Source organism: Paenirhizobium cremeum (assembly GCF_047553425.1).
Lineage (GTDB): Bacteria > Pseudomonadota > Alphaproteobacteria > Rhizobiales > Rhizobiaceae > Allorhizobium > Allorhizobium cremeum.
The window spans coordinates 2,939,619-2,963,086 of the sequence record NZ_CP180217.1; the positions used below are offsets into that span (position 1 = coordinate 2,939,619).

At 64.3% G+C, this 23,468-nt stretch carries 22 protein-coding genes; 17 read left to right on the forward strand and 5 right to left on the reverse strand.

What is annotated here, in order from left to right; translation table 11 throughout:
• From ACLBKR_RS14465 to ACLBKR_RS14480, 4 genes are all read right to left on the reverse strand, one after another.
• Nucleotides 1-1,047 (reverse strand): ABC transporter permease, encoded by a 1,047-nt coding sequence (locus ACLBKR_RS14465; RefSeq protein WP_113447746.1) that lies wholly within the window; start codon nt 1,045-1,047, stop codon nt 1-3.
• Entirely contained in the window at nt 1,040-2,623 is a 1,584-nt protein-coding gene (locus ACLBKR_RS14470; RefSeq protein WP_414899463.1) for an ABC transporter ATP-binding protein, read from the reverse strand. The genes ACLBKR_RS14465 and ACLBKR_RS14470 overlap by 8 nt, the downstream gene beginning before the upstream one ends.
• A 93-nt stretch (nt 2,624-2,716) precedes the next feature.
• Nucleotides 2,717-3,832, reverse strand: a complete 1,116-nt coding sequence (locus ACLBKR_RS14475) for a BMP family ABC transporter substrate-binding protein (RefSeq protein ID WP_112829260.1) — start codon at nt 3,830-3,832, stop codon at nt 2,717-2,719.
• Nucleotides 3,833-3,909: 77 nt separating this feature from the next.
• Complete coding sequence (locus ACLBKR_RS14480) at nt 3,910-4,311, reverse strand: hypothetical protein (RefSeq protein WP_162708249.1); 402 nt, start codon at nt 4,309-4,311, stop codon at nt 3,910-3,912.
• Nucleotides 4,312-4,370: 59 nt separating this feature from the next.
• Between ACLBKR_RS14480 and ACLBKR_RS14485 the strand changes: the two genes are divergently transcribed.
• The 17 genes from ACLBKR_RS14485 (at nt 4,371) to ACLBKR_RS14565 (ending at nt 22,969) form a co-directional block, all read left to right on the forward strand.
• On the forward strand, nt 4,371-4,631 hold the full coding sequence (locus ACLBKR_RS14485) for a hypothetical protein (protein ID WP_112829259.1): 261 nt from the start codon (nt 4,371-4,373) through the stop codon (nt 4,629-4,631).
• A 20-nt stretch (nt 4,632-4,651) separates the two neighbouring features.
• Nucleotides 4,652-5,389: a Rieske (2Fe-2S) protein gene (locus ACLBKR_RS14490; protein ID WP_113447837.1), complete on the forward strand. Its 738-nt coding sequence runs from the start codon at nt 4,652-4,654 to the stop codon at nt 5,387-5,389.
• A complete protein-coding gene (locus ACLBKR_RS14495; RefSeq protein ID WP_113438112.1) occupies nt 5,389-6,021 on the forward strand; it encodes a glutathione S-transferase family protein in 633 nt (210 codons plus the stop codon). Before ACLBKR_RS14490 ends, ACLBKR_RS14495 begins: the two co-directional genes overlap by 1 nt.
• Before the next feature lie 196 nt (nt 6,022-6,217).
• Nucleotides 6,218-8,026 (forward strand): adenine deaminase C-terminal domain-containing protein, encoded by a 1,809-nt coding sequence (locus ACLBKR_RS14500; RefSeq protein WP_113447749.1) that lies wholly within the window; start codon nt 6,218-6,220, stop codon nt 8,024-8,026.
• Between the two features lie 5 nt (nt 8,027-8,031).
• Nucleotides 8,032-8,976, forward strand: a complete 945-nt coding sequence (locus ACLBKR_RS14505) for a LysR family transcriptional regulator (RefSeq protein WP_113447750.1) — start codon at nt 8,032-8,034, stop codon at nt 8,974-8,976.
• Between the two features lie 92 nt (nt 8,977-9,068).
• The gene (locus ACLBKR_RS14510; RefSeq protein ID WP_113447751.1) at nt 9,069-9,569 is read left to right on the forward strand and encodes a thiamine pyrophosphate-binding protein; all 501 of its coding nucleotides are present in this window, start codon (nt 9,069-9,071) and stop codon (nt 9,567-9,569) included.
• On the forward strand, nt 9,566-10,174 hold the full coding sequence (locus ACLBKR_RS14515) for a thiamine pyrophosphate-dependent enzyme (protein WP_113447752.1): 609 nt from the start codon (nt 9,566-9,568) through the stop codon (nt 10,172-10,174). The genes ACLBKR_RS14510 and ACLBKR_RS14515 overlap by 4 nt, the downstream gene beginning before the upstream one ends.
• 186 nt (nt 10,175-10,360) lie before the next feature.
• A complete protein-coding gene (locus ACLBKR_RS14520) occupies nt 10,361-11,923 on the forward strand; it encodes a GMC family oxidoreductase N-terminal domain-containing protein (RefSeq protein WP_113447753.1) in 1,563 nt (520 codons plus the stop codon).
• A 44-nt stretch (nt 11,924-11,967) separates the two neighbouring features.
• Nucleotides 11,968-13,362 carry an amidohydrolase gene (locus ACLBKR_RS14525; RefSeq protein WP_113447754.1) on the forward strand — a complete coding sequence of 465 codons (1,395 nt, stop codon included), beginning with the start codon at nt 11,968-11,970 and terminating at the stop codon, nt 13,360-13,362.
• Nucleotides 13,359-14,225 (forward strand): aromatic ring-hydroxylating oxygenase subunit alpha, encoded by an 867-nt coding sequence (locus ACLBKR_RS14530; protein WP_112829250.1) that lies wholly within the window; start codon nt 13,359-13,361, stop codon nt 14,223-14,225. Before ACLBKR_RS14525 ends, ACLBKR_RS14530 begins: the two co-directional genes overlap by 4 nt.
• Nucleotides 14,226-14,571: 346 nt before the next feature.
• Nucleotides 14,572-17,718, forward strand: a complete 3,147-nt coding sequence (locus ACLBKR_RS14535) for a molybdopterin cofactor-binding domain-containing protein (protein WP_414899464.1) — start codon at nt 14,572-14,574, stop codon at nt 17,716-17,718.
• Nucleotides 17,715-18,200: a (2Fe-2S)-binding protein gene (locus ACLBKR_RS14540; RefSeq protein WP_414899465.1), complete on the forward strand. Its 486-nt coding sequence runs from the start codon at nt 17,715-17,717 to the stop codon at nt 18,198-18,200. The genes ACLBKR_RS14535 and ACLBKR_RS14540 overlap by 4 nt, the downstream gene beginning before the upstream one ends.
• Nucleotide 18,201: 1 nt before the next feature.
• Nucleotides 18,202-19,716: an aldehyde dehydrogenase family protein gene (locus tag ACLBKR_RS14545; RefSeq protein ID WP_414899466.1), complete on the forward strand. Its 1,515-nt coding sequence runs from the start codon at nt 18,202-18,204 to the stop codon at nt 19,714-19,716.
• A gap of 113 nt (nt 19,717-19,829) precedes the next feature.
• Nucleotides 19,830-20,084 (forward strand): hypothetical protein, encoded by a 255-nt coding sequence (locus ACLBKR_RS14550; protein WP_113340863.1) that lies wholly within the window; start codon nt 19,830-19,832, stop codon nt 20,082-20,084.
• 77 nt (nt 20,085-20,161) lie between these two features.
• Nucleotides 20,162-20,506: a type II toxin-antitoxin system PemK/MazF family toxin gene (locus tag ACLBKR_RS14555; RefSeq protein WP_244709800.1), complete on the forward strand. Its 345-nt coding sequence runs from the start codon at nt 20,162-20,164 to the stop codon at nt 20,504-20,506.
• Between the two features lie 236 nt (nt 20,507-20,742).
• Complete coding sequence (locus tag ACLBKR_RS14560; RefSeq protein WP_113444306.1) at nt 20,743-21,882, forward strand: acyl-CoA dehydrogenase family protein; 1,140 nt, start codon at nt 20,743-20,745, stop codon at nt 21,880-21,882.
• Between the two features lie 13 nt (nt 21,883-21,895).
• Nucleotides 21,896-22,969, forward strand: coding sequence for an enoyl-CoA hydratase/isomerase family protein (locus ACLBKR_RS14565; RefSeq protein WP_414899467.1), 1,074 nt, complete (start codon nt 21,896-21,898; stop codon nt 22,967-22,969).
• A gap of 2 nt (nt 22,970-22,971) precedes the next feature.
• On the opposite strand, the gene ACLBKR_RS14570 is transcribed toward ACLBKR_RS14565, so the two are convergent.
• Nucleotides 22,972-23,379, reverse strand: a complete 408-nt coding sequence (locus ACLBKR_RS14570; RefSeq protein ID WP_113438120.1) for a RidA family protein — start codon at nt 23,377-23,379, stop codon at nt 22,972-22,974.
• Nucleotides 23,380-23,468 lie beyond the last annotated feature (89 nt).

Sequence of the window (23,468 nt, forward strand, 5' to 3'; positions counted from 1 at the left end):
TCACGCCTTGTCGCGCACGATGCGGTAGTGGGAAAGTTCGTCGCCGATCGCCGTCAGGAACAGGATGAGGCCGGTAATGGCGAGAACGGTGGACGTGGTCAGCCCCTGCGTCTGCAGGATGATGCCGGAATTGAGGATGAAGGCCATCAGCGCGCCCGCGAAGATCACGCCGACGCTCGATCCGCGCGCCAGCACCGCCACCATGATGCCGAGATAGCCATAGCTGTTGGAAATGCCGCCCTGCAGGCGATGCACCGTGCCGGCGATTTCCAGCATGCCGGCGACGCCCGCTATCGCGCCCGACAGCAGCATGACCGTGATGAGATGCCTGCGCGCGGCGATCCCGGCATATTTGCCGGCGGACGGGTTGGAGCCGATCAGCCGCACTTCGTAGCCCCAGCGGGAGAAGGTCAGGAGCGCCGCCATGGCGACACACATGACCACCGCGATCGGCAGGCCCCAGTGCACCAGACCCCAGAATTCCGGCATTTCGGCGGGAATGCGCGGTGTCGCCGAATTGGCGATGCCGCCGCGCTCGCGCCAAAGATCGGTCGAGACATAGTAGACCAGCAGGATGGCGACGAAGTTCAGAAGAAGGGTCGTGATAAGCTCGTTGACATTGGCATAGGCGCGCGCCAGCGTCGGCACCAGGATCCAGACCAACCCGCCGAAGGCGCCGGCGAGGAACATGGCGACGAGGCTGAGGCCATCCGGCAGCGGCACGAACAGGCCGACCGCGGTCGCGGCAAAGGCGCCGGCATAGAACTGACCTTCGGCGCCGATATTCCAGGCGCCGATCTGCTGGGCCACCGTCACCGAAAGGCCGGTCAGGATCAGCGGTATGACGAGCAGGCCGAGATCCTCCATGCCGAAGGACGAGCCGAACGACGAGGACACGACCTGCGCGCCGAGTTCGAGCGGATTTCGTCCGGTGGCGGCGAGGATCAGGCCGGACACGACCAGCGCCAGCGCGATCGCGGCGATGCGCGCGCCGAGCGCCGTGCTGGGCTGCGCCGAGGGAAGCCGCTGGAGACGCAGGTTAGCCATTGGCGGCCTCCCCGGACTGGCGCACGCGCCCGCCCATCAAGAGGCCGATTTCCTCAATGTCGACATTGTCGTTCTCGACGATGCCCATGATCTTCCCTTCGTAGAGGACGGCGATACGGTCGGAGAGGTTCAGCAATTCCTCCAGCTCTTCCGAGATCAGCACGATCCCGGCGCCGGCATTCCTGAGCTCCACGATGTAGCGCAGCATGGTGTTGATCGCACCGACATCGAGCCCCCGGCTCGGATAGGCCGCGACGAGGATCTTGGAGGCGACCCGCATTTCCCGGCGCGCGACGAGACGCTGCTGGTTGCCGCCGGAAAGGTTGCGGATCGGCATGCCGAAATCCGGAATGGCGACCTCGGCGACGGACGCGATTTCGCGGGCGAGCGCATGGGCCGCCCTCGGCTTGTAGAGGCCGCCCGATGTCACCGGCGGCTTGCGGTATTCGCGCATGACCGCGTTGACGGTGATCGAAAGCCCCGGCGCCAGGCCGCTGTGCAGCCGGTCTTCCGGAATATGGCCGATGCCGCGGTCGACGAATTCGGCGGCATTGGCCTTGCCGATCGGCTGGCCGTCGAGCAGGATCGTGCCGGCCGAAACGCCGCGCGTCCCGGTTAAAACCTGCGACAGCTCGCGCTGGCCGTTGCCCGCCACCCCGGCGATGCCGACGATCTCGCCGGCGCGGATATCGAGGTTGATGCCCGCAAGCGCCTCGCCCCCGGCATCGTTGAGCGCAAAGACATTCTGCAGGCTCATCACCGGCTTCTCGGAAATCGGGGAGGCCCCTTCCGGCCGTCCCCGCATGTCGGCCAGGACGATATCGCGGCCGACCATCAGCCGTGCGAGCTTTGCCGGCGTGCAGTCGGCCGAAAACTCCGTGCCGATCTTGCGGCCGCCGCGCAGGATGGAGATGCGGTCGGAGATTTCCAGTACCTCGTCCAGCTTGTGGGAAATGAAGATCACCGCATTGCCGGAGGCCACGAACTCGCGGAGCGCCTTGAACAGTTCCCGCGCCTCGGCCGGCGTCAGCACGGCGGTCGGCTCGTCGAGGATCAGCACCCGCGCCTGCCGAGCCAGAACGCGCAGGATTTCCACGCGCTGCTGCTCGCCGGTGGAAAGCTCGGTAATCCGCGACGACGGCCGAACCTGAAGATTGTATTTCTCGGCAAGCGCTGCGGTGCGCGCTTCGAGAACGGCAGCGGACGCACGGCGCGGCGTCTCGCTCCAGCCGAGATGGATGTTTTCCGCGACGGTGAAGGCATTCACCAGCTTGAAGTGCTGGTGCACCATGCCGATACCGGCGGCAATCGCCTGCACGGGCGAGGAGAACTGCTGTGCATAGCCGTCGATGATGATTTCACCGGCATCCGGCTGGTAGATCCCCGTGAGGATGTTCATCAGCGTCGATTTGCCGGCGCCGTTTTCGCCCAGAAGCGCATGGATCTCGCCGGGCATGACTTCGATGTCGACATCCTGGTTGGCGATCACGCCGGGGAAATACTTGGCGATCCCCTTCAGTTGCACCAGCGGGGCCGTGCCGGGCGGCACCACGTATTTGCTGCGTTGTTCAGTCATTCGCCACTACCGGAGGACAGGATGTTTGTGCAGTCGTGAGGCGACGGACCGGACGACGAGCGCCCGGTCCGTTTTGAAAGGAATGCTTCCCGATCAGAGCCCGGTGACGCCCTCGACGGACCAATCCCAGTTGTAGAGCTCGAGTTCGGTCATGCGCTGGCCCTTGGCGACCTTGACATTGCCCTTGGCATCCTTGAGCTCGCCCTCGAACGGCGACCATCCGCCCATGATCTTGGCGCGAACCTCGTCGGCGGCCTTGCCGACCTCGGCCGGGACCTTTTCGCCCCAGACGTCGCGGTCGACGCCCTTGCCCATTTCGAACAGGTTTTCCGACGGCGCCCATTCGCCGGCCAGACGCTTGCGCACCTGCTCGACATAGAAATCCTTGAAGTCGATGATGATCGACGAGACGTAGGAATTCGGGCCGTAGCGACGGATGTCGGTGTTCCACATGGCGGCCCAGACGCCGCGCTTCTCGGCGACCTGCAGATAGCCGGCCTCGTCCATGATGCCGAACAGGAAGTCACAGCCATTGTCGATCAGCGCCGTGCCGGCCTGGGTGGCGGCCTGCGGGTCGAACCAGGAATTGATGACGATGGTCTGCAGCGTGGCGTTCGGATTGACGGTGCGCGCACCCATCAGGAAGGCGTTGGTCGAGGCGTAGACCGAGGCGACCGGGAAGGAGGCGACATAGCCGAGCTTGCCGGTCTTCGACAGGTGGCCGGCAGCAACGCCGAGCACATAGGTCGGATACCAGTGCGCCAGATAATACCAGCCGAGATTGTCCATGGTCACATGGCCGTTGCACTCCATGAAGGCGACGTCCGGCGCACGGCGCACGACTTCATGCAGGAAGTCGCCGTTCGACGAGGTGTCGAAGATCATGTTGGCGCCTTCCGCCACGAACTGGCGGTAGGTGCGGGTCGCATCGGCGGAATAGGGAATGTTCTCGACCTCGAGGATCTTCTTCAACTTCGGGAATTTCTCCTTCACCGCAAGCAGGCCCTGGTGGTGGCTCCAGGTCCAGCCTTCGTCCGTGATCGGGCCGACATGGCCGAAGCCGATGACGGCGTCTTCCTCCTTGACGGCCGCCAGCGGAGCGGCAGCCATGGCCGGGCGCACGAGGCCGGCGGGAAGCATCAGCGAGGCACTGCCGGCGGCGGCCATATTGAGAAAGCCGCGACGGGAAAGATTACGCAAGTCGATCATGTGAACCCCTTAGTTCTGGTTATAACGCGCCTATGACGAAAAGCGGGTTTCCATTCGCTCACCGGGACGCCATCCGTTCAGAAACGCAACAACCGTGCCAGTCTGAACCCGCATTCGCCAAACGGCCTGCAATGCGCAATGCCGGAAAAAGCCCACCCTCGGACACCTTGACGATCGTCAACCGGAACCGCCGCGCCAACCCCGGAGCAGACATCGGCCAACTCCCGGAAAAAGCCCGGAAAACCTTCTGCCCGAGCGAAGAAACCGCCTTCTGCTCCCGACCTTTCCAAATTGCCGATGTTCCGAATAGTCGTAAAAACGGGGAGGCCGTGGTGCGCCAAAGGCAACATCTGCGGCGAAAAAACCGCTTGAAACCTGATCGCGCCCAAGGCTAGATTGATGAAATACAAGGCATGCACATATTTTGTGCATAAGCGCAAAAGATAACCAGAGGACAGGGCAGCTTGCGCAACAGACACCAAACCGACGCCGGCACGGCGGCATGTCCCGCGATGCTGAGTGCGGTCAGGAGAAGGGCATGACTTGCGCCGTGGATTTCGTGTTCAGGGGCAGGCTCGACTGTGACAGCTTCGTTGGCTTCGCGCGCCATCGCGCCGGCCGACTCGATCTCGACATGCGCGTGGATAATTGCAGCGAAAGCGCCGTTTCGGTCCATGTCGCCGGACAGGAGGCGCTGGTCGACATGTTCGAGATGGCCTGCAGCCTCGGGCCTTACGATTGCATCGTGCTGGATGTCAGCCGCTCCGAAAGCAGGTTGGCATCGGCTCGACAGGACTGATTTTTGAAGGGGATTTGAAGATGAGCAAGGAAACGGCCGGGGAAACAGCCAAGGAGCCGGTATGGATGCCGGTGGCGCTCTCCGCATCGATCGAGCCGGGCACCTCCGCCGGCGCGGTGATAAACGGCGCGGAAATCGTCGTATGGCGCGACAGCAAGGGCGCCGCCCATGTCTGGGAAGACCGCTGTCCCCATCGTGGCATGCGCATGAGCTTCGGCTTCGTGCGCGGCGATCACATCGCCTGTCTCTATCACGGCTGGGCCTATGACACCGCCGGCCAGTGCCAGTACATCCCCGCCCATCCCGATCTCGAAGTGCCGAAGACCATCAAGATCCCGACCTATGCCGTGGAAGAACGAAGCGGCCTCATCTGGACGGCGCTAGCCGACGATGCCGATGTCGCCGGCGTTCCGGATCTCGGTGCCGTCGTGCCGGTCCGCAGCCTCTATGCCGACTGCTCCCTCGAACACGCTCTCGCGGTTCTGGGGAAGGCCGAGCTCCCCGAAGCCGGGTCCGCATCAGCCCCGGCTTCGCTTGAAAAGCTCACTGCCAATTGCTGGGCGCTGACTGCCGGAACTACCCGGCTTCTCGTCGCCGCACAGACCGTCGGCGCGGCGAAGACGGCGCTTCACATCCTGATCGACGACACCGGCGGCAAGGCTGCGGCACTTCGCGCACCCGTCGCCCGCTGGGCCGAAGCCCTGCGCGGCACGCTGGAGACAGCGGCTCCCGGCGCCCTCATGGCGGAGGTCGCCTGATGTCCGCCATCACGCTCTACAACTACGAACTCGATGACAGCTGCTACCGCGTTCGCCTGCTGCTTTCCATGCTCGGCAAGGACTATACGACCTATGCCGTCGACATGGTTCCCGGTCATGAGGAAAAGAGCCCGGCCATGCTGGCGCTCAATCCGCTTGGGTCCCTGCCGATCCTGACGGACGGCGATCTCACGCTTTACGGCACGGAGGCAATCCTTGCTCATCTCGCAAAGGCCTATGACACGACGGGAGCCTGGCTCCCGGCGGATACCGCAGCCTTTGCCGCCACCATGCAATGGCTGACCTTCTCGGCCTCGGTCCTGCCGGATGCGATCGCCGCCCGCAAGGTTGCGCTGTTCGGCCTGCCGGGCGATTTCGAAGCCCTGAAAGCCGCCGCCCGCCGCGCCTTCCGCATCATGGACGACCACATGACGCTCCGTCACTTCGATGGCATCGAGTGGTTCGCCGGCAGCACGCCGACGCTCGCCGACCTGACGCTCTTCCCGATCTTCGCGCTTTCCCGCGACTTCGGCATCGATCACGACGAATTTCCCGCACTTCGCCGCTGGGTCCGCCGCTTCCGCACCCTGCCCGGCTTCAAAACCATGCCGGGCATTCCGGATTATCATTGAGGGGAGATGCCCGGCAGGGCAGAGGGAGGGGTGCTACCGCATGACAAGCGCCCGCAATAGGCGCCAGAGCATAATCCGACCGGAGTGAAGCGAGGATCGGCAAGATTATGCTTCAAAAGGAAGGATTTAGAGCCCCAACCTGATGAATTCAGGCCGAAAAACGCTCTCGACAAGAAACCGCAGCGAGGAGACACGTATGCCACCTATCACCCGCTTTTCCGTCGCCCCGCTTGCGACGATGACCCGCAAGCTTGCCGACGTCGCCTCAGGCCGCGTTTCACCCGATCTCGTCATCACCGGCGCCCGGGTGCTCTCCACCTATTCCGAGCGCATCCTGCCCAACCGCGAGGTCTGGATTTCCGGCGGCCGCATCGCAGCCGTCAAGCCGGCCGGCACTTACCGCAACGGCTCCGCGAAACTCTATGACGCCAAGGGCGGCATCATCGCTCCCGGCCTCGTCGACCCGCATATCCATATCGAATCGAGCATGGTGACAGCCTGCGCCTATGCGGAAGCGGCACTCCTGAACGGCACCACCACCATCTTCTGCGACAGCCACGAAATCGGCAACGTCATGGATGTCGCCGGCGTCGAGGCCATGCTGGAAGACGCCCGCCACGCGCCGCTTTCCATCTTCCTCACGGTGCCCTCGACCGTTCCGGCCACCTCCCCGGACCTCGAAACCGCCGGCGGCGACCTGACGCCGGAGAAGATCGCGGCCCTCTTCGACAAGTGGCCGGAAGCCGTGGCGCTTGGCGAGAAGATGGACTTCGTGCCGGTCACCATGGGCGACGAGCGCTCCCACGCCATTCTGGCGGCCGCCCTTTCGCGCGGACGGCCCGTCTCCGGCCATGTCTACGGACGCGAATTCGTCTCCGCCTATGCCGCATCGGGCGTGACCGATACCCATGAGGCCATCGACCGCGACATCGCCGACGACATGCTGGAAGCGGGCATCTGGCTCTTCCTGCGCGGCGGCCCGCCGACCACGCCCTGGCACTCGCTGCCGGAAGCGATCAAGACGGTGACCGAACTCGGTGCCTCCCACAAGCGGATCGCGGTCTGCACCGACGACCGCGACGCCGACGACCTCCTGAACTTCGGCCTCGACTGGGTGGTGCGCGAAGCCCGCAGAGCCGGCATGACGCCGGAACAGGCCTGGGCCATGGGCTCGCTGCATGGCGCCACCCGCTTCGGCATGGAAGGCGAGATCGGCGGCATGGGCGGCAGCCGCCGCGCCGACCTCGTCATGCTCGACGACGACCTGAAGCCGGTCAGCACCTGGTATGGCGGCGAACTCGTCGTCGACCAGAAAAAGATCACGCCGCTGCTCGACGAAACCCTGTCGAAGCCGTGGCGCTATCCGGACGCGGCCTACCACACGGTCAAGCTGCCGAAGGCGCTGAAGCTGACGCCGGAACTGCCGACCGAAAAGGTCGTCGCCAACACGATCAGGACCGAACTGCCGGGCATCATTCTCGGCCATGTGAAGGTCGCGCTGGAACCGGCCAACGACTGGCAGACCCATTTCGAACGCCATGGCCTCTGCTTCGTCACCGTCATCGAGCGGCACGGCAAGTCGGCCGGAAACGTCGCCTACGGCCTGCTCTCCAACTTCGCCTTGAAAAGCGGCGCGGTTGCCTCTTCCGTTGGCCATGACAGCCACAACATCATCATCGCCGGCACCAACGAGGCGGACATGCAGGTGGCGCTGCGCGCCATCGAGGAGCATCAGGGCGGCGCCTGCGTCGTGCAGGACGGCAAGGTCACGGCCATCGTGCCGCTGCCGATCGCCGGCCTCCTCTCCGACAAGCGCGTGCATGAGGTGGCCAGGCAAGTGCAGGCGCTCAAGGTCGAATGGGAAAAGGCCGGCTGCACCATCCCCTATATGGGCTTCAACCTGATCCCGCTCTCGGTCATCCCGGAAATCCGCATCACCGACATGGGCCTCGTCACCGTGCCGCAGATGGAGATCGTGCCGCTCTTCGAGAGCCCGGAGGCCTGAGGACCATGGACCCCTACCGCCTCGGGCTGGTCGCCACCCGCATCCACTATTTCCAGCTCGTGGCGCGGCTTGGATCGATCCGCCAGGCGGCCTTGGCGCTGAATGTCGCCCCCTCCTCCGTCAGCCGCATTCTCCGGCAGCTGGAAGATGAACTCGGCACGCCGCTCTTCGAGCGCGTTCGCCAGCGCCTCAAGCTGACAAGCGCGGGCGAACTTCTTCTCTACCATGCCCGCATCTCGCTCTCCGAACTCAACCGCGCCTGCAACGAGATCAACGATCTCCACGGCCTGCATCGCGGCACGGTGTCCGTCGCCATCGTCGAAAGCGTGGCCCGCGGCCTGATGCCGGCGGCGCTCGAGGCTTTCTGGAACCGCCATCCGGCGATCACCGTCGACATCAAGGTCATGGGATCGCAGCAGGCCGCCAATGCCGTATCCGACGGCGAGTGCGACCTTGCTGTCGTCTTCGACATCCGCGTGCCCCGCACCGTGCGCCGCATTGCAACCGCATTGCTTCCGCTCGGCGTCCTCGCACTCCCCGGCGGCGCGATGGCGAAGCGCAACGAACTCAAGCTGTTCGACCTCGCCAACGAACGCGTCATCCTGTCGGACTCCAGCCTGACGCTCGGCTCCTCCGTGGAAGAGGCCTTCAACCGCTCGCTGGTCGATCTTTCCCGCCGCTCGCGCACCAATTCCATCGGCCTGATGGTCGACCTCGCCAAGCGCAATCTCGGCACGGTGTTGCAGACCCGCGTCGGCGTCGAGCAGGAACTTGGCGAGGGAACCCTGAAATTCGTGCCGCTGGTCGATAGCCGCCTGCCGCCGCGCAAGCTGATGCTGCTCTCCCGCTCGGAAAAGGAAATGTCGGATGCGGCGTCCGCGCTTGGCAAGCTCCTGGAACAGGCAATCGACCGCATGACCCATTCCCCGGCGCCCGCCCCGGCACCGTAGATGTTGCATATGACGCAACGAGATCGTCAGGAATTGTCGTCTATTCGGAACATCTCGGTTTTGCGAACCTCGCCGCGCAATGAGGGCAAGCCATGAAACAATCATCCGTTGACGCCGTGATCCGCGGCCTCAAGAAAGCAGGCGTCAGCATCGTCTGCTATCTCCCCGATTCCCTGTTCAAGGAACTCTATCCGGCGCTCGACACCGATCCCGATATCCGCACCATCCGCGTGACCAACGAGGGCGAGGGAGCCGCGATCTGCGGCGGCGTCTTCCTGTCCGGCAAGCGCGCGGCGCTCATCATGGAAAATTCCGGCCTCAGGGCCTCCGTGGAACCGCTCGCCCGCATGGGCCTCGGCGCCGGCATTCCGGTCGTCATGCTGATGAGCTATCGCGGCGAACTCGGCGAGAACAACTGGTGGGCCATTCCTCACGGCATCACCATGGAGCCGGTGCTGAACGCGCTGCGCATCCCCTACCGGATCGTACGCGAGGAGGATCAGATCGAGCAGTCGATCGCCGACGCCTACAACTGGTCCTACAACGCCTATTACCACTCGGCCATCGCGCTCGGGGGGAGCATCGTCCGATGAAACGTTTCGACTGCATGCAGCGTCTCGCTGAACGCCTGAAGGACGAACTGGTCATCCTTTCCCTCGGCGCCTCCGTCGATGAATGGTACAATGCGGCACCCCACATGCGCGAGGCGAGCCTGTTCCAGCAGCAGCTCGGCTGCGTCACGCCGCAAGCCTTTGGCCTTGCAGCCGGCCTTCCCCATCGCCGCATCGTCTCGCTCGATACGGATGGCGGCATGATGTTCAATCTCGGCATCCTCGCCACCCTCGGCAACGAGCAGCCGAAGAACCTCTTCGTCGTCGTCTGGGACAACGAGTGCTACCAGTCGATCGGCGGCCCGCCGACCCACACCGCGTCAGGCCGCGTCGATATCGCCGCGATCGCCCGCGGTGCCGGCGTCGACAATGCCTATACCGCCCGCACGCTCGAGGAATTCGAGGCCTATTGCGAGGCCGGCCTGAAAGCCGACGTTCCCTACATCGTCGTCGCCAAGGTCGCCGGCACCGTCCAGCCCGATATCAAGCGCAAGCATTCGGACGGCCGCGAGGACAAGTACATCTTCGTCCGCCATGTCGAAGCCACCGAAGGCATCGTCATCATGGGACCGAGCGAGCACAACTAAAGGACATCGCATGTTCGAGCAGGCGAAAACCCCTCCCCAACCCCTCCCCACAAGGGGGAGGGGCTTAATTCGTGGCACGACAGGCGGGATCGACAGGAACGTTGCCACGAGTCTTCTCCCCCCTTGTGGGGGAGATGGCCGGCAGGCCAGAGGGGGTTTTCACAAACGCATCTTCCGGTCGGTCCCATGAGGCCACCCATTATCCCCACCCGCCCCCTCGCTAGATCCTATGACTACGTCGTCATAGGTTCCGGTTCGGGCGGCTTGCCGGTGGTGCGCCGCCTGATCGACGGCACGGACGCCACCGTGCTTCTGATCGAAGCCGGCGAACCCGGCATCGGTGTTGCAGAGATCGACGATCCGCGCGAATGGGTGCCGCTCGGCCGGAGCCGCTGGGACTGGGGCTACAGCTACTCTCCGACGCCGCGCGTCAACGGCCGGACCATCGGCATCCCCCGCGGCAAGGCGCTCGGCGGCTCCTCCGCCATCAATGCGCTGATGTGGTATCGCGGCAATCCGCTCGATTACGACGCCTGGCAACAGGCCGGCTGCGACGGCTGGTCCTTCGCCGACTGCCTGCCCTACTTCCGGAAGGCCGAGGACTGGGAAGGCGGCGAGACCGCCCTTCGGGGCGCCGGCGGTCCGCTCAGGATCACCACCAGTCGGAAACTGCATCCCGTCGCCCGGGCCATGCTCGACGGCTCGAGCGAAATCGGCATTCCCGTGATCGCCGATCCGAATGGCGAGACCAACGAGGGCGCCTGCCCCTCCAACTTCAACATTTTTGACGGCAGGCGCTGGAGTTCGGCGAACGGCTATCTCCTGCCCGTTCTGGACAACGAGCGGCTGACCGTGCTCACCGGCTCCCACGCCATCGGCCTCATCGTCGAAGCCGGTCGCTGCACCGGCGTGCGCCATCTCATCGATGGCAAGCCCGTCGAAACCCGCGCCACGACGCAGGTCGTGCTGGCAGCAGGCGCGATTGGCACGCCGCGCCTGCTGATGCTCTCCGGCATCGGCGATCCGGCCGAGCTGAAACGCCTCGGCATCCCGCTCGTCCATGCCCTGCCCGGCGTCGGCCGAAACCTGCAGGATCACCCGCTGGTACAGGCCTGCGTCTTCCGCTCCAAGGTGCCCATGGGCGAAAAGCTCGACAATGGCGGCGGCACCATGCTGAACTGGAAATCGCGGCCGGATCTCGTCCAGCCCGACGTCCATTCCTTTCCCGTCCAGGGCAACAGCGCCGAGCCGCGCCTGCGCGAACTCTACGACATGTCGGGAGACGTCTTCTCGCTCGGTGCCGGCCTGATGCACTCGAAAAGCGTCGGCTACCTGAAGATGCTCTCCGCCGATCCCTTCGGCCCGCTGGACATCCAGCCCAATTATCTCGCCGAAGCTTCAGACCTCGAAGCGCTCGTCTCGGCGGTCTACACCATCATGGACCTCGCCCAGACCTCGGCCTTTGCCGATCTCTTCGCCGGCTTTGCCGCCCCGGACCGCAAGCTTTCCCGCAAAGAAGCCGTCGAGTTCGTCCGCAATGGCTGCTCGACCTTCTTCCACACATCGGGAACGGCGAAGATGGGCAAGGACGACATGGCCGTCGTCGATGCCCGCCTGAAGGTCCACGGACTGGAAGGCCTGACGATCTCGGATGCCTCGGTGATCCCGGTGATCCCGACCTGCAACACCCATGCCCCCGTCACCATGATCGGTGAAAGAGCCGCCGCCTTCCTCATGGAAGCGGCCTGAAACTTGCTTTCATTCCGCGATGGTGCGGAAGAAACGGAGATGACATGACTTCGAGCGGAATGATCCTGGCAGGTGACTATCTTCTGACCATGGATGACAAGAACAGCGTCATACCCAAGGGGGCCGTAGCGATCGAGGATGGCCGCATCCTCGCCGTCGGCCGGCTGGACGAGATCTGCGCCGCCTATCCCGCCTATGCGCTGAAGCGGCTGGACAACGCCGTCCTGATGCCCGGCCTCGTCAACGCCCATGCCCATTCCGGCTTCCTGCGGGGCACCGCCGAGCATCTGCCGGTCTGGGACTGGCTGACCATGCACATCAATCCGATGCACCGGGTTCTGGAACCGCATGAGGCGGAGGCGGCCTCCTTCCTCTGCTACGCCGAATCCGCATTGGCCGGCACCACGACGGTCGTCGACATGTGGCGCTACATGGATGGCAGCGCCCACGCCGCCGAAGCCATCGGCACGCGCCTCGTCGCTGTCCCCTATGTCGGCGAACATCTCGACTATGACTATTTCGACACGCTCGACATGAACGAGGCTATGATCGAGAAGTGGCATCGCAAGGCCAATGGCCGCATCAATGTCTGGGTCGGTCTGGAGCATCTCTTCTACGCCGACGAGGACGGCCAGGAACGGGCCATCGAAATGGCGAACCGCCACAACACGGGTTTCCACACCCATTGCTCGGAAGCGGAAATCGAGGTCGCGGAATTCATCGAGCGATATGGCAAACGCCCGATGTTCGCCCTGAAGGATCTCGGCTTCTTCGAGACACCGCGCACCATGCTCGCCCATGCCGTCTGGCTCGATCCGTCCGAGGTCGAACTGATCGCCAAGCATCGCGTGTCCATCGCCCACAATCCGGTGTCCAACATGAAGCTCGCCTCGGGCATCGCGCCCATCGCCGACATGCTGGCGCTTGGCGTACCTGTCGGGCTCGGCACCGATGGCGAGAAGGAAAACAACAATTTCGACATGTTCGAGGAAATGAAGACCGCCTCGCTGCTCGGCAAGCTCCGTCATCGCGACGCGGCCGCCATGGACAGTTGGCAGTGCCTGCGCATGGCCACCATCCTCGGCGCGAAGGCCATCGGCCTCGATCACGAGATCGGCTCCCTCGAGGCAGGCAAGCGGGCCGATATCATCGCCGTCCGCACCGACACGCCGCGCATGACGCCGCTCTTCGGCGAAGGCCCCTACTTCAACCTGCAGCACAATCTCGTCCATGCCGTGCGCGGCGGCGATGTCACCATGACCATGGTCGATGGCGAGATCATCGTGGAAGACGGCGAACTCGAAACCGCCGACATCCACACCATCATCCGCGACATCCACCGCATGGCGCCGGGGCACTTTGCCCGCCGCGCCGAATGGCTTGCCGAAAACCAGGGCGGCACCATGCAATGGACCAAGAAAGAGGAAACAGCGGCATGAAGACCACCGATCGGGTCGCGCTCAACGACTGGTATGCCATTGCGACCGCAAGCGAAGTAACGGCGCAACCTGTCACGACGCGCCTGCTCGGGCAGGATATCGAATACCGGCTCTCGGAAAGCGGCGCCCCGCTCGTGCGTGAGATCCTCGATGACGGCGCGCGCGGCCCGGTCCTTCCCGTGCAGGTTCGCTACGGCTGCCTCTTCACCTCGCTCGGCACACCGGTGAAGGACATTGTCCACATCGAGGAAGCGGAGGAGGAAGACCGTCGCTTCGTCCCCTGCGGCTGGGTCACCATGCGCGCGTCCGGCCTGCGCGTGGTGGAAAATTTCCTCGACATGGCGCACTTTCCCTTCGTTCATACCGATATCCTCGGTTCAGAACCCCATACCGAGGTGCCGACCTACCAGAGCGAAATCCGCCGCGATGTTGACGAGGTTTGGGCCACCAACTGCACCTTCTTCCAGCCGCGTATCGCCGCGACAGAAGACAAGGGCGACTTCGTGCATCTGACCTACCGGGTGCCCTCCCCCTTCGTCGTCATGCTCTACCGCGTCTGCCCGACCTCGCCGAACCGGCTGGACGCCATCGCCCTCTTCATCCAGCCCATGGAGGAAGGCCTCTGCCGGGCGCAGCCGGTCATGTATCTGGTCGACAGCATTTCCACCCACAAGGCGCTCCTCAATTTCGAACAGGTCATTTTCCTGCAGGACCGCATCATCGTCGAAAACCAGCGCCCCCTGCTGCTTCCGCTCGAACCGCGCGCCGAAATCCCGACCCGCGCCGATTCATCCTCCATCGCCTATCGCCGCTGGCTGAAGGAAAAAGGCGTCCGCTTCGGAACCACCGCCGGGGCGGCGTGATGGGCACAGAGTCGGGATGGCGTATGCCGCCTTTTCCCCCCTTCAAAGAGGGAGAGAGCCTATGGAAGGAGTGGCGGTGCGGCATTTTTAACCCTCCCCCTTGGGGGGAGGGTGGCCGGCAGGCGGGAGGGGTTTTTATGTGTGGCCAAGACCCCTCCCCAACCCCTCCCCACAAGGGGGAGGGGCTCCACGGCGCCGTCCCATGCTTTCTATGCGATAGCTCTGCCATCAAGGGGGGTGAGTGGCGATCCACGCAGCGGAGTAATCGATCCAGTGAGTCGATTACAGCCGCGAACGCCGGCAGGACTGACGAAGATAGCACCACCCTCCCCAGAGAGGACGCAGCATGCGCATCCTGACACCCGCCTCTCCCGAACAAGCCCTCGCCCTCGCCGCTTCTCATCCCGGCGCCTTCCGTTTCGTCGCCGGCGGCACGGCACTCCAGCTCGAATGGGCAAAGGGCCTGCCGAAACCGGAAGTGATGATAAACCTCGCCCGCCTTTCCGGCATGAACGGGATCGAACCCACCCCGCAAGGCCTCCGCATCGGCGCGCTAACCAACCTGAACAGCCTGATCGCCACCCGCGAGATCGCCTCCGGCCTCCCGCTGCTGCATGCAGCCCTCAAGGTCGTCGCCGGCCCCTCGGTGCGCAATCTCGCCACCATCGGCGGCAACATCGCCGGCCGCACCGGATGCCTGCTGCCCGCCCTTCTTGCACTCGATGCCGGACTGGAAATCGCCACGCCCTCGGGCCTGACGACGCTTCCCCTTGAAGACTGGCTGGCCCGCCCCGCCGACCCGCTTGCCTTATTCACCGCCGTGCATATCGCCCCGCAGGATGCCGCCGACCGCCACCTCTTCCGCAAGACCGGCCTGCGCGCCGCCTTCACGCCGAGCGTCGTCAATGCCGCCGCCCGGCTGACCGTTGCAAACGGCATTGTCTCGCAGGCACGCCTTGCAGTCGGCGGCGGTGTCGTTCCGCCAGTCCGTCTGAAAAACGCCGAGACCCTGCTGACCGGTCAACCGCTCGCCGATATCGACTGGACCGCCCTGCACGCCTGCCTTCTCGACACGATCATCGCGCCCGATGACGACTTCCGCACCGGCGCCTATCGCCGTCGCGTCGCCGCCAACGCCATCGTTCACGGCCTTGGCGGCCGACTGCCCGGACGCAGTCTGTTTCCCGCCGCCCGCCCCCCCGAACCCGCTGAAGGTCTTGCCGACGAAACGGAACTCTCCCGCACTCTTGTGCCGTCCCGCTGGCATGTCCGCCCCGATGCGCGGCCGAAGATCCGCGGCGAGATGGCCTATCTCACCGACCGACGGCAAGACGACATGCTCATCGGCCGCATCCTGCGCGCCGGCATTCCCCATGCGAAGATCCTGTCCATCGACACCCGTGCCGCGGAAGCCCTGCCCGGTGTGGCCGCCGTCGTCACCCATCGGGACGTGAAAGGCCTCAACGCCTTCGGCATCGTCGTGCAGGACCAGCCTGCCATGTGCCACGACAAGGTGCGCCATCGTGGCGACACGGTCGCAGCCGTCGCGGCAATCGACGCCGAAACCGCCGAAAAGGCACTCGCCCTGATCCGCGTCGAATACGAACCGCTGCCGCCGGTCGACGACATGGAAAAGGCGCTCGCCGCCGACACGCCGCTGGTCCACGAACAGGGCAACCTCCAGCGCGAACTGTTCTTCCATCGCGGCGACATCGGACAGGGCTTCGCCAAAGCCGCCCACATCGTCGAAGACACCTACGTCACCCCCCGCCAGATGCACGGTTTCATGGAGACCGAAGGGGGCTATGCCTTCCTGGAAGGCGACGGCACGTTGAACGTCTTTGCCGGCGGCCAGCATGGCGGCCGCGACCGGCTGCAACTCTCCCGCATCCTTGATCTTCCCGAAGAGAAGATCCGCGTCGTCACCTCTCCGACCGGCGGCGCCTTCGGCGGCAAGGACGAGCTTTCCGTCCAGCCGGCGCTGGCGCTCCTTGCGTTGAAGACCGGAAAGCCCGTCCGCCTGCAGCTTTCCCGCGCCGAGTCCGTTCTTGCCGGCCAGAAGCGCAATCCGATGACGATCCGCATGAAGACCGCCTGCGACGCCGAGGGCATGCTGCTCGCGCAGGAAGTCGAAGTGCTGGCCGATGCGGGCGCCTATGCCTCGCTCGGCCCCGGCGTCTTGGAAACCGCGCTGGAACACGCGACCGGCCCCTATGAAGCGCCGCATATTTCCACCCATGGCCGCCTCGTCTATACCAATAACGGCATCTGCGGCGCCTTCCGCGGTTTCGGCGCCAACCAGATGACCTATGCCGTGGAATGCCAGATGGATCGGCTGGCGAAGCTCTGCGGCCTCTCGCCTTTCGAGATCCGCGCCCGTAACCTCCGCGTGCCCGGAACCCCGGGCTATCTCGGTCAGGAAGTGTCGAAATCCGAGCGCGTCGTCGAAATGCTCGCCGCCGCCCGCGCCTCCGATATCTGGACGAAACCGCAGGGCATCTCCGATGACGGCGAATGGATCGTCGGCACCGGCATGGCGATGAACTATCAGGGCAACGGCCTCGGCTCCGTCGTCCCCGACCCGGCCGGCGGCCGCCTCGCGCTGACAAAGGACGGCTTCATCGAAGGCGCCTACGGCCTGGACGAGATGGGACAGGGCCTTCTTCCGCTCATTCAGGCAACCGTCTCGGCCGAGCTCGGCTGCGCCCGCATGGATGTGAAGCCGCTGATCGGTGACACAAGGCTCGCGCCCGAATCCGGCTCGACCACGGCCTCGCGCGGCACCTATGTCGTCTGGGCCTCGGCGAAGAAGGCCGCCCCCGAATTTTCCGCAAGGGTCCGCGCCGCCGCCGGTAAAATCCTGGGCCGCGATCCCGAAACCCTCGTCTTCGCCCCCGGTGGCCTTGCCGAACGCGGCTCGAACAGCGGCGAAATCCTGATCTCCTATCGCGACCTTGCGGACAACATTCCCGAAGCTGACCTGCCGAGCGTCACCGTTACCTACGAGTTCCCGAAGACCGATTACCCCACCGCCAATGCCCGTTACATCTTCGCCTTCGGCGCAGCGCTTGCCCGCGTGGCGGTGAGCCGCGTCACCGGCGAGATCCGCGTACTCGACCTCCACCAGCATTCCGCCGCGGGTCCCGTGATGGACCTTGCCGCCTATCTCGGCCAGCTTGAAGGCGGCGCGGTGCAGGGCCTCGGCTTCACCCTCACCGAGGATGCGCCGATGCGGGACTGCTCCTATCTCACCGCCAATCTCGATACCTACATGCTGCCCGGCATACAGGATGCGCCGAAGACCATGCGGGCCTTCGCACTGGAAGACCTCGATCCCGGCGACGATCTCGGCCCCCGCGGCTCGGGCGAACTTGGCATCGGCGCGGTCACCCCGGCCATCGCCAATGCGGTCGCCGCCGCCATCGGCCACTGGCCGGTCACGACCCCCGTTCCGCCCGCCGCGATCCTCGCGGTCATGGAGTTGCCCGCATGACCGTCACCTTCACTCTCAACGGAAAGCCGGTCACCGTCGATTGTGAGCCCGAGACCCGTCTCGCCGATATCCTGCGCGACCGGCTGGCACTCACCGGCACCAAGATCGCCTGTTCCGTCGGCCGCTGCGGCGCCTGCACCGTGCTCGTCGGCGGCAAGGCCGTGAACGGCTGCCTCCTCATGGCCTGGCAGATCGAGGACGCCGATATCGTCACCGTCGAAGGCCTCGACGCCCATCCCCTCGGCCCAGCCATCCGCGCCGGGCTGGAGGAGGAAAGCGCCTTCCAGTGCGGCTATTGCGCGCCGGGCTTCTCCATTGCGCTGACCGCCCTGCTCACGGAAAATCCCGATGCAGGCGAAGAGGAAATCCGGGCCGGACTGGAAGGCAATATCTGTCGTTGCACCGGCTATCATTCGATCATTCGCGGCGCGCTCAATGCCGCCCGCCGCATCCGCGAGCAGTCGCTCGCCATCGGAGACTGACATGACCATCACCATCAAGACACCGGAGCCCCGCAGCGAAGGCGCGAGGGCCTTCCTCGCCCGCCGGCAAAAGCAGATCCTCATCGACGGCGTCTGGCGGGATGCCGGCTCCGGCCAGCGCTTCGAAACCTTCGATCCGGCGTCAGGCAGGCTGCTCGCCGAACTCGCCGAAGCCACAGCATCGGATGTCGATGAAGCCGTCGCCAGCGCCAGCGCCGCGCTGACCTCGAAGGAATGGAAAGGCATGACGCCATCGGCGCGCGGCAAGCTTCTGTGGAAGATCGCCGAACTGATCGACGCGCATGTCGAGGAACTGGCCGAGCTGGAAACGCTCGATCAGGGCAAGAGTTTCAGGACGGGACGTTTCGGGGAGATCCCGGCATCCGCCGAACAGTTCCGCTATTTCGCCGGCTTCTGCACCAAGATCCTCGGCACCACCATTCCCACATCGATCGCCTACCAGCCGGAAGGCAGAGAGATCTTCGCCTACACCACGCGCGAACCGGTCGGCGTCGTCGCCGCAATCACGCCGTGGAATTCGCCCATGCTGATGGCAGCGATGAAGCTCGCGCCAGCGCTGGCCGCCGGCTGCACCGTCGTCCTCAAACCGGCCGAAGAAACCTCGCTCACCGCCATCCGCCTCGTCGAGCTGATGCTGGAGGCGGGCCTCCCGAAGGGTGTCGTCAACCTCGTCACCGGTTTCGGCGAAGTGGTCGGGGCAGCCCTCACCGCCCATCCCGATGTCGACAAGGTCGCCTTCACCGGCTCGACCGAGGTCGGCAAGCTGATCGTCTCGGCTGCCCAGGGCAACCTCAAGAAACTGACGCTCGAACTCGGCGGCAAGTCACCCGCCATCGTCATGCCGGATGCCGACATGGCGCTCGCCATCCCCGGCATCGCCCGCGGCATCTTCTCCAATTCCGGACAGGTCTGCGTCGCCGGTTCCCGCGTCTATGCCCACCGCGCCGTCTATGAAGAAGTCGTCGACGGCCTGTCGAAGGCCGCAGCCGCCCTCACTCTCGGCCACGGCCTCGATACCGGCACCGATCTCGGCCCGCTGGTCAACCGCAAGCAGGCCGATCGCGTGGCGGGCTTTATTGCGGAAGGCCGGTCGGAAGGCGCAGAGATTACCTCCGGAGGCAACCAGACCGGCGAATTCGGTACCTTCTTCGAGCCGACCGTCGTCACCTCGGTCCGCCCTGATATGCGCATGATGCGCGAAGAAATCTTCGGCCCCGTCGTCGCCGTCACCCCCTTCGACCATCCGGAAGAGGCCATCGCCTATGCCAATGACAGCCCCTACGGCCTCGCCGGCAGCGTTTGGACACAAGACCTGTCATCTGCCCACCGGCTCGCCGCCCGTGTGAAGGCCGGCACCATCTGGATCAACTGCCATTCCTATTTCTCCCCCGAACTGCCGAAGGGCGGCCACAAGCAATCCGGCTGGGGCTATGAAAACGGCGCCCCCGGCCTCGAAAACTATCTGGAGACGAAAACCGTCTGCGCGGTGATCTGAGGATGTCGGGAAGCTGCCCGACGTCTTTCCGCGCCGTCCGGTTTCATTGACTTCTCGAACTCTTGACAAAATGTGTAAAACTCGCATTTTACACAAAAAGGAGATTGGCAGCCATGGCTCAGGTTCTGAGAGTGCCGGCGACCGAGTTCGCCCGTAAATTCACGACATACAGGGAACGGGTACAGTCGGCGGGTGTGATTGAGATTACGGCTCATGACCGCACGATTGGAGGTTTCCTGTCTGCCGCCGAACTCAGCCATTATCATGACATGAAAAGGCGTGAGCGCGAGGTAATCCGTGTCAGCGAAATGGATGACGAAACCATGGCGTTGATCGTGAACTCTGAATACGGCAAAGTCTCCGAGTGAGTTACCCGACTCCGGTCCCAGGTCTCGTCATTCGGTACAACTACTTATGGGACAAGGAAAAAAGCGAAGGATTTTCCTTGGGAAGCAAGGACAGGCCTTGTGCTATTGTCGTATACCATTCCCGCACCAACGATACGATCGTCGTGCCGATCACGCACTCTCCGCCCGAACTTGGCGAAGAAGACCTCTCGATCGAGGTTCCGGCAGAACTGAGTAATCAGCTCGGCTTGGACGATAATGCCAACTGGATTCGAGTGAGCGAGGTCAATAGATTCGAGTGGCCCGGTATCCATCTTAGGGCGTTGCCGTCTGATCCGAACCGTTATGATTATGGAATGGTTCCGCCTGAGCTCTTCGAACGGATCAAAGCCAAACTTCATGAGACGATGAAAAACGGCCGGGTGGCCTTGGCTAAACGTTAGAATATTCCAGCTGAAGTGAGAACCGGTTTTGCCTCCGGAATTGCGAAAAACCAAAGAGATAGAGAATTTTCGCGGTTCAAGGAAAAGCGAAAATTCTCTAGTTGATGTGTAGCCTGCGAGCTTGCGCCGCGCCACCCGCCTCCGACTTTCGACCGGGGTGATTGCCTCGGCAAACCCATGCTAAGCCTTTGAGCGAATGCCGTTCGGGAGAAACGGCGGAATGCGGAGGAGTAGGCATGGATTTCACCCTGAGCGATCAGCAACAGGCCTTCGTCGACATGGCGACGGAATTCGCCGACGACGAACTGGCGCCTTTCTCGCTGGAATGGGACCAGAAGAAGCACTTCCCCATCGACACGCTGAAGAAGGCGGGAAGCCTCGGACTCGGCGCGATCTGCGTGGCCGACGATGTCGGTGGCTCCGGTCTCGGGCGGCTCGACACCGCCCTCATCATCGAGGCGCTCGCCACCGGCTGCCCGACGGTCGCCGCCTATATCTCGATCCACAACATGTGCGCGACGATGATCGACCGCTACGGCACGCCCGAGCAGCGCGAGGAACATTTGCCGGCCCTTGCGACCATGGACGCGCTGGCAAGCTACTGCCTGACGGAACCCGGCTGCGGTTCGGATGCGGCGGCGCTCAAAACCCGCGCCGTGCGCGACGGCGACGACTACGTGCTGACCGGCCAGAAGCAGTTCATCTCCGGCGCCGGCGCAAGTGCGCTCTACATCGTCATGGCCCGCACCGGCGAGGAGGGTCCGAAGGGCATTTCCGCCTTTCTCGTGCCGGGCAATGCAAAGGGCCTCACCTTCGGCGCCAACGAGAAGAAGATGGGCTGGAACGCCCAGCCCACCCGCGCCGTCATGCTCGACGGCGTGCGCGTGCCGGAAAGCCAGCGGCTCGGCGCCGAGGGCGAAGGCTTCCGCATCGCCATGTCCGGCCTCGATGGCGGCCGCCTCAACATTGCCGCCGCCTCGCTCGGTGGAGCGCGCGCGGCGTTCAAAAAAGCGACGGCCTATGTTCAGGAACGCAAGGCTTTCGGCCAGCCGCTTGCCGATTTCCAGTCCCTGCAGTTCACGCTTGCCGACATGGCGATAGACCTGGAAGCGGCCCGCACCTTCCTCTGGCGCGCGGCAACCGCTCTCGACGACAAGGCGTCCGACGCGACCGTTCTCTGCGCCATGGCCAAGCGGCTGGTGACCGATCGCTGCTTTGCCGTCGCCAACCAGGCCTTGCAGCTACATGGCGGCTATGGCTATCTCGCTGAATACGGCGTTGAAAAGATCGTCAGGGATCTGCGTGTGCACCAGATCCTGGAAGGGACCAACGAGATCATGCGGGTGATCGTCGCCCGCTCGATCCTGGGGCGCTAGGGGGAGACGGGACATGCGCTATCTTTCGGCGGAAATGACGGGCGGGGATGTGCTGACGGGCAGGCAGGGCAGCCTCGGCCTGATCCTGCTCAACCGTCCGCGGGTGCTGAACAGCCTCTCGCTCGACATGGTGAAGGCAATCGAGGAAGCACTCGACCGCTTCGAAAAGGACCCCGCAATTGCCGCCGTGCTGATGACGGGCGAAGGAGAACGCGGCCTGTGCGCTGGCGGCGACATCCGCACTTTCTACGAAAGCGGCAAGGCAGGCGACGGACGCGCGGCCGATTTCCTGCGGGCGGAATACCGCATGAATGCCCGCATCGCTGCCTATCCGAAACCCTATGTGGTCTTCATGGAAGGCATCACCATGGGCGGCGGCGTCGGGGTATCGAGCCATGGCAGCCACCGCGTCGTGACCGATACGACCAAACTCGCCATGCCGGAAACCGGCATCGGCTTCTTTCCCGATATCGGAGCCACCTGGCTGCTGGCGAAGGCGCCCGGAGAACTCGGCACCCTCATGGGCCTGACGGGCGAGGCCGTCGGCGCTGCGGATGCCATCGAGGCCGGTCTCGCCGACTGGTTCGTCCCGGCGGACGCCCTGGCTGATCTTGCGGAAAAGCTGACAATCCTGCTGCCCGGCACGACGCACAAGGACGTCTCCCTGCTGGTCGACGCCGCAGCGACCACGCTGCCCGGAGGCGACTTCGCCGACAATCGGGCGCTCATCGATCGCTGCTTCGGCTTCGATGCGGTCGAGGAGATCGAGGCTGCGCTCGCGGCGGAGGCGAATCCGTTTGCGGCCAAGGTCCGCTCCGCCATGATGGCGAAATCGCCGACCAGCTTGAAGGTCACGCTGGCGCTCCTGAGGGCGGCCAGAAAATCGCCCGACCTCAGGACCTGTCTCGAACGGGAATTCGCCGCGACGGCCCAGATCCTGCACACGCCGGATTTCTACGAGGGCATCCGCGCCGCCATCATCGACAAGGACCGCAATCCGAAATGGTCGCCCGCGAGCCTCGACGCCATCGGCGCCGAGATCGTCGAACCCTTCTTCAGGCCGCATCCGCAGCCGCTGTTCGGCTGAGATCAGGACGGCAGGCGCACCACCATCTCCATTTCCATCTGGAGATCCGGCCCGGCGAGCGCGGCGACGCCGATGCCGGTCAGGCTCGGCTTCGCGCCGTCGAGAAAGGCGAGCACGGCGGGCATCGCCTCTCCTATCCGTTCCGGGGTGAGGTCCGTCAGATAGAGCCGCACCATGACAATGTCGTGTGGCGTCGCCCCGACTGCATCGAGCGCCGACTTCGCATTGGCGACCACGAGTAGCGCCTGTCCGGCAAGATCGTCAGGCGCCCGTCCGCCGCCCGGCTGCCACGCCACCTGCCCGGAGATGAAGGCAAGCCGCCCCGGCTCCACGGTGGTGATCTGCGAATAGCCGAGCGCGCCCGCATCGGGCAGCGTCGGCGGGTTCAAACGGCCAAGCGTTTGTGTCATGTCTCTGTTCCTTCCTGTCGTCGTCGACCGGTCCGCACGCCGATCCGCGCCGGACGGGATTGCTATAGCCGGTCGATTGACGAATGGAC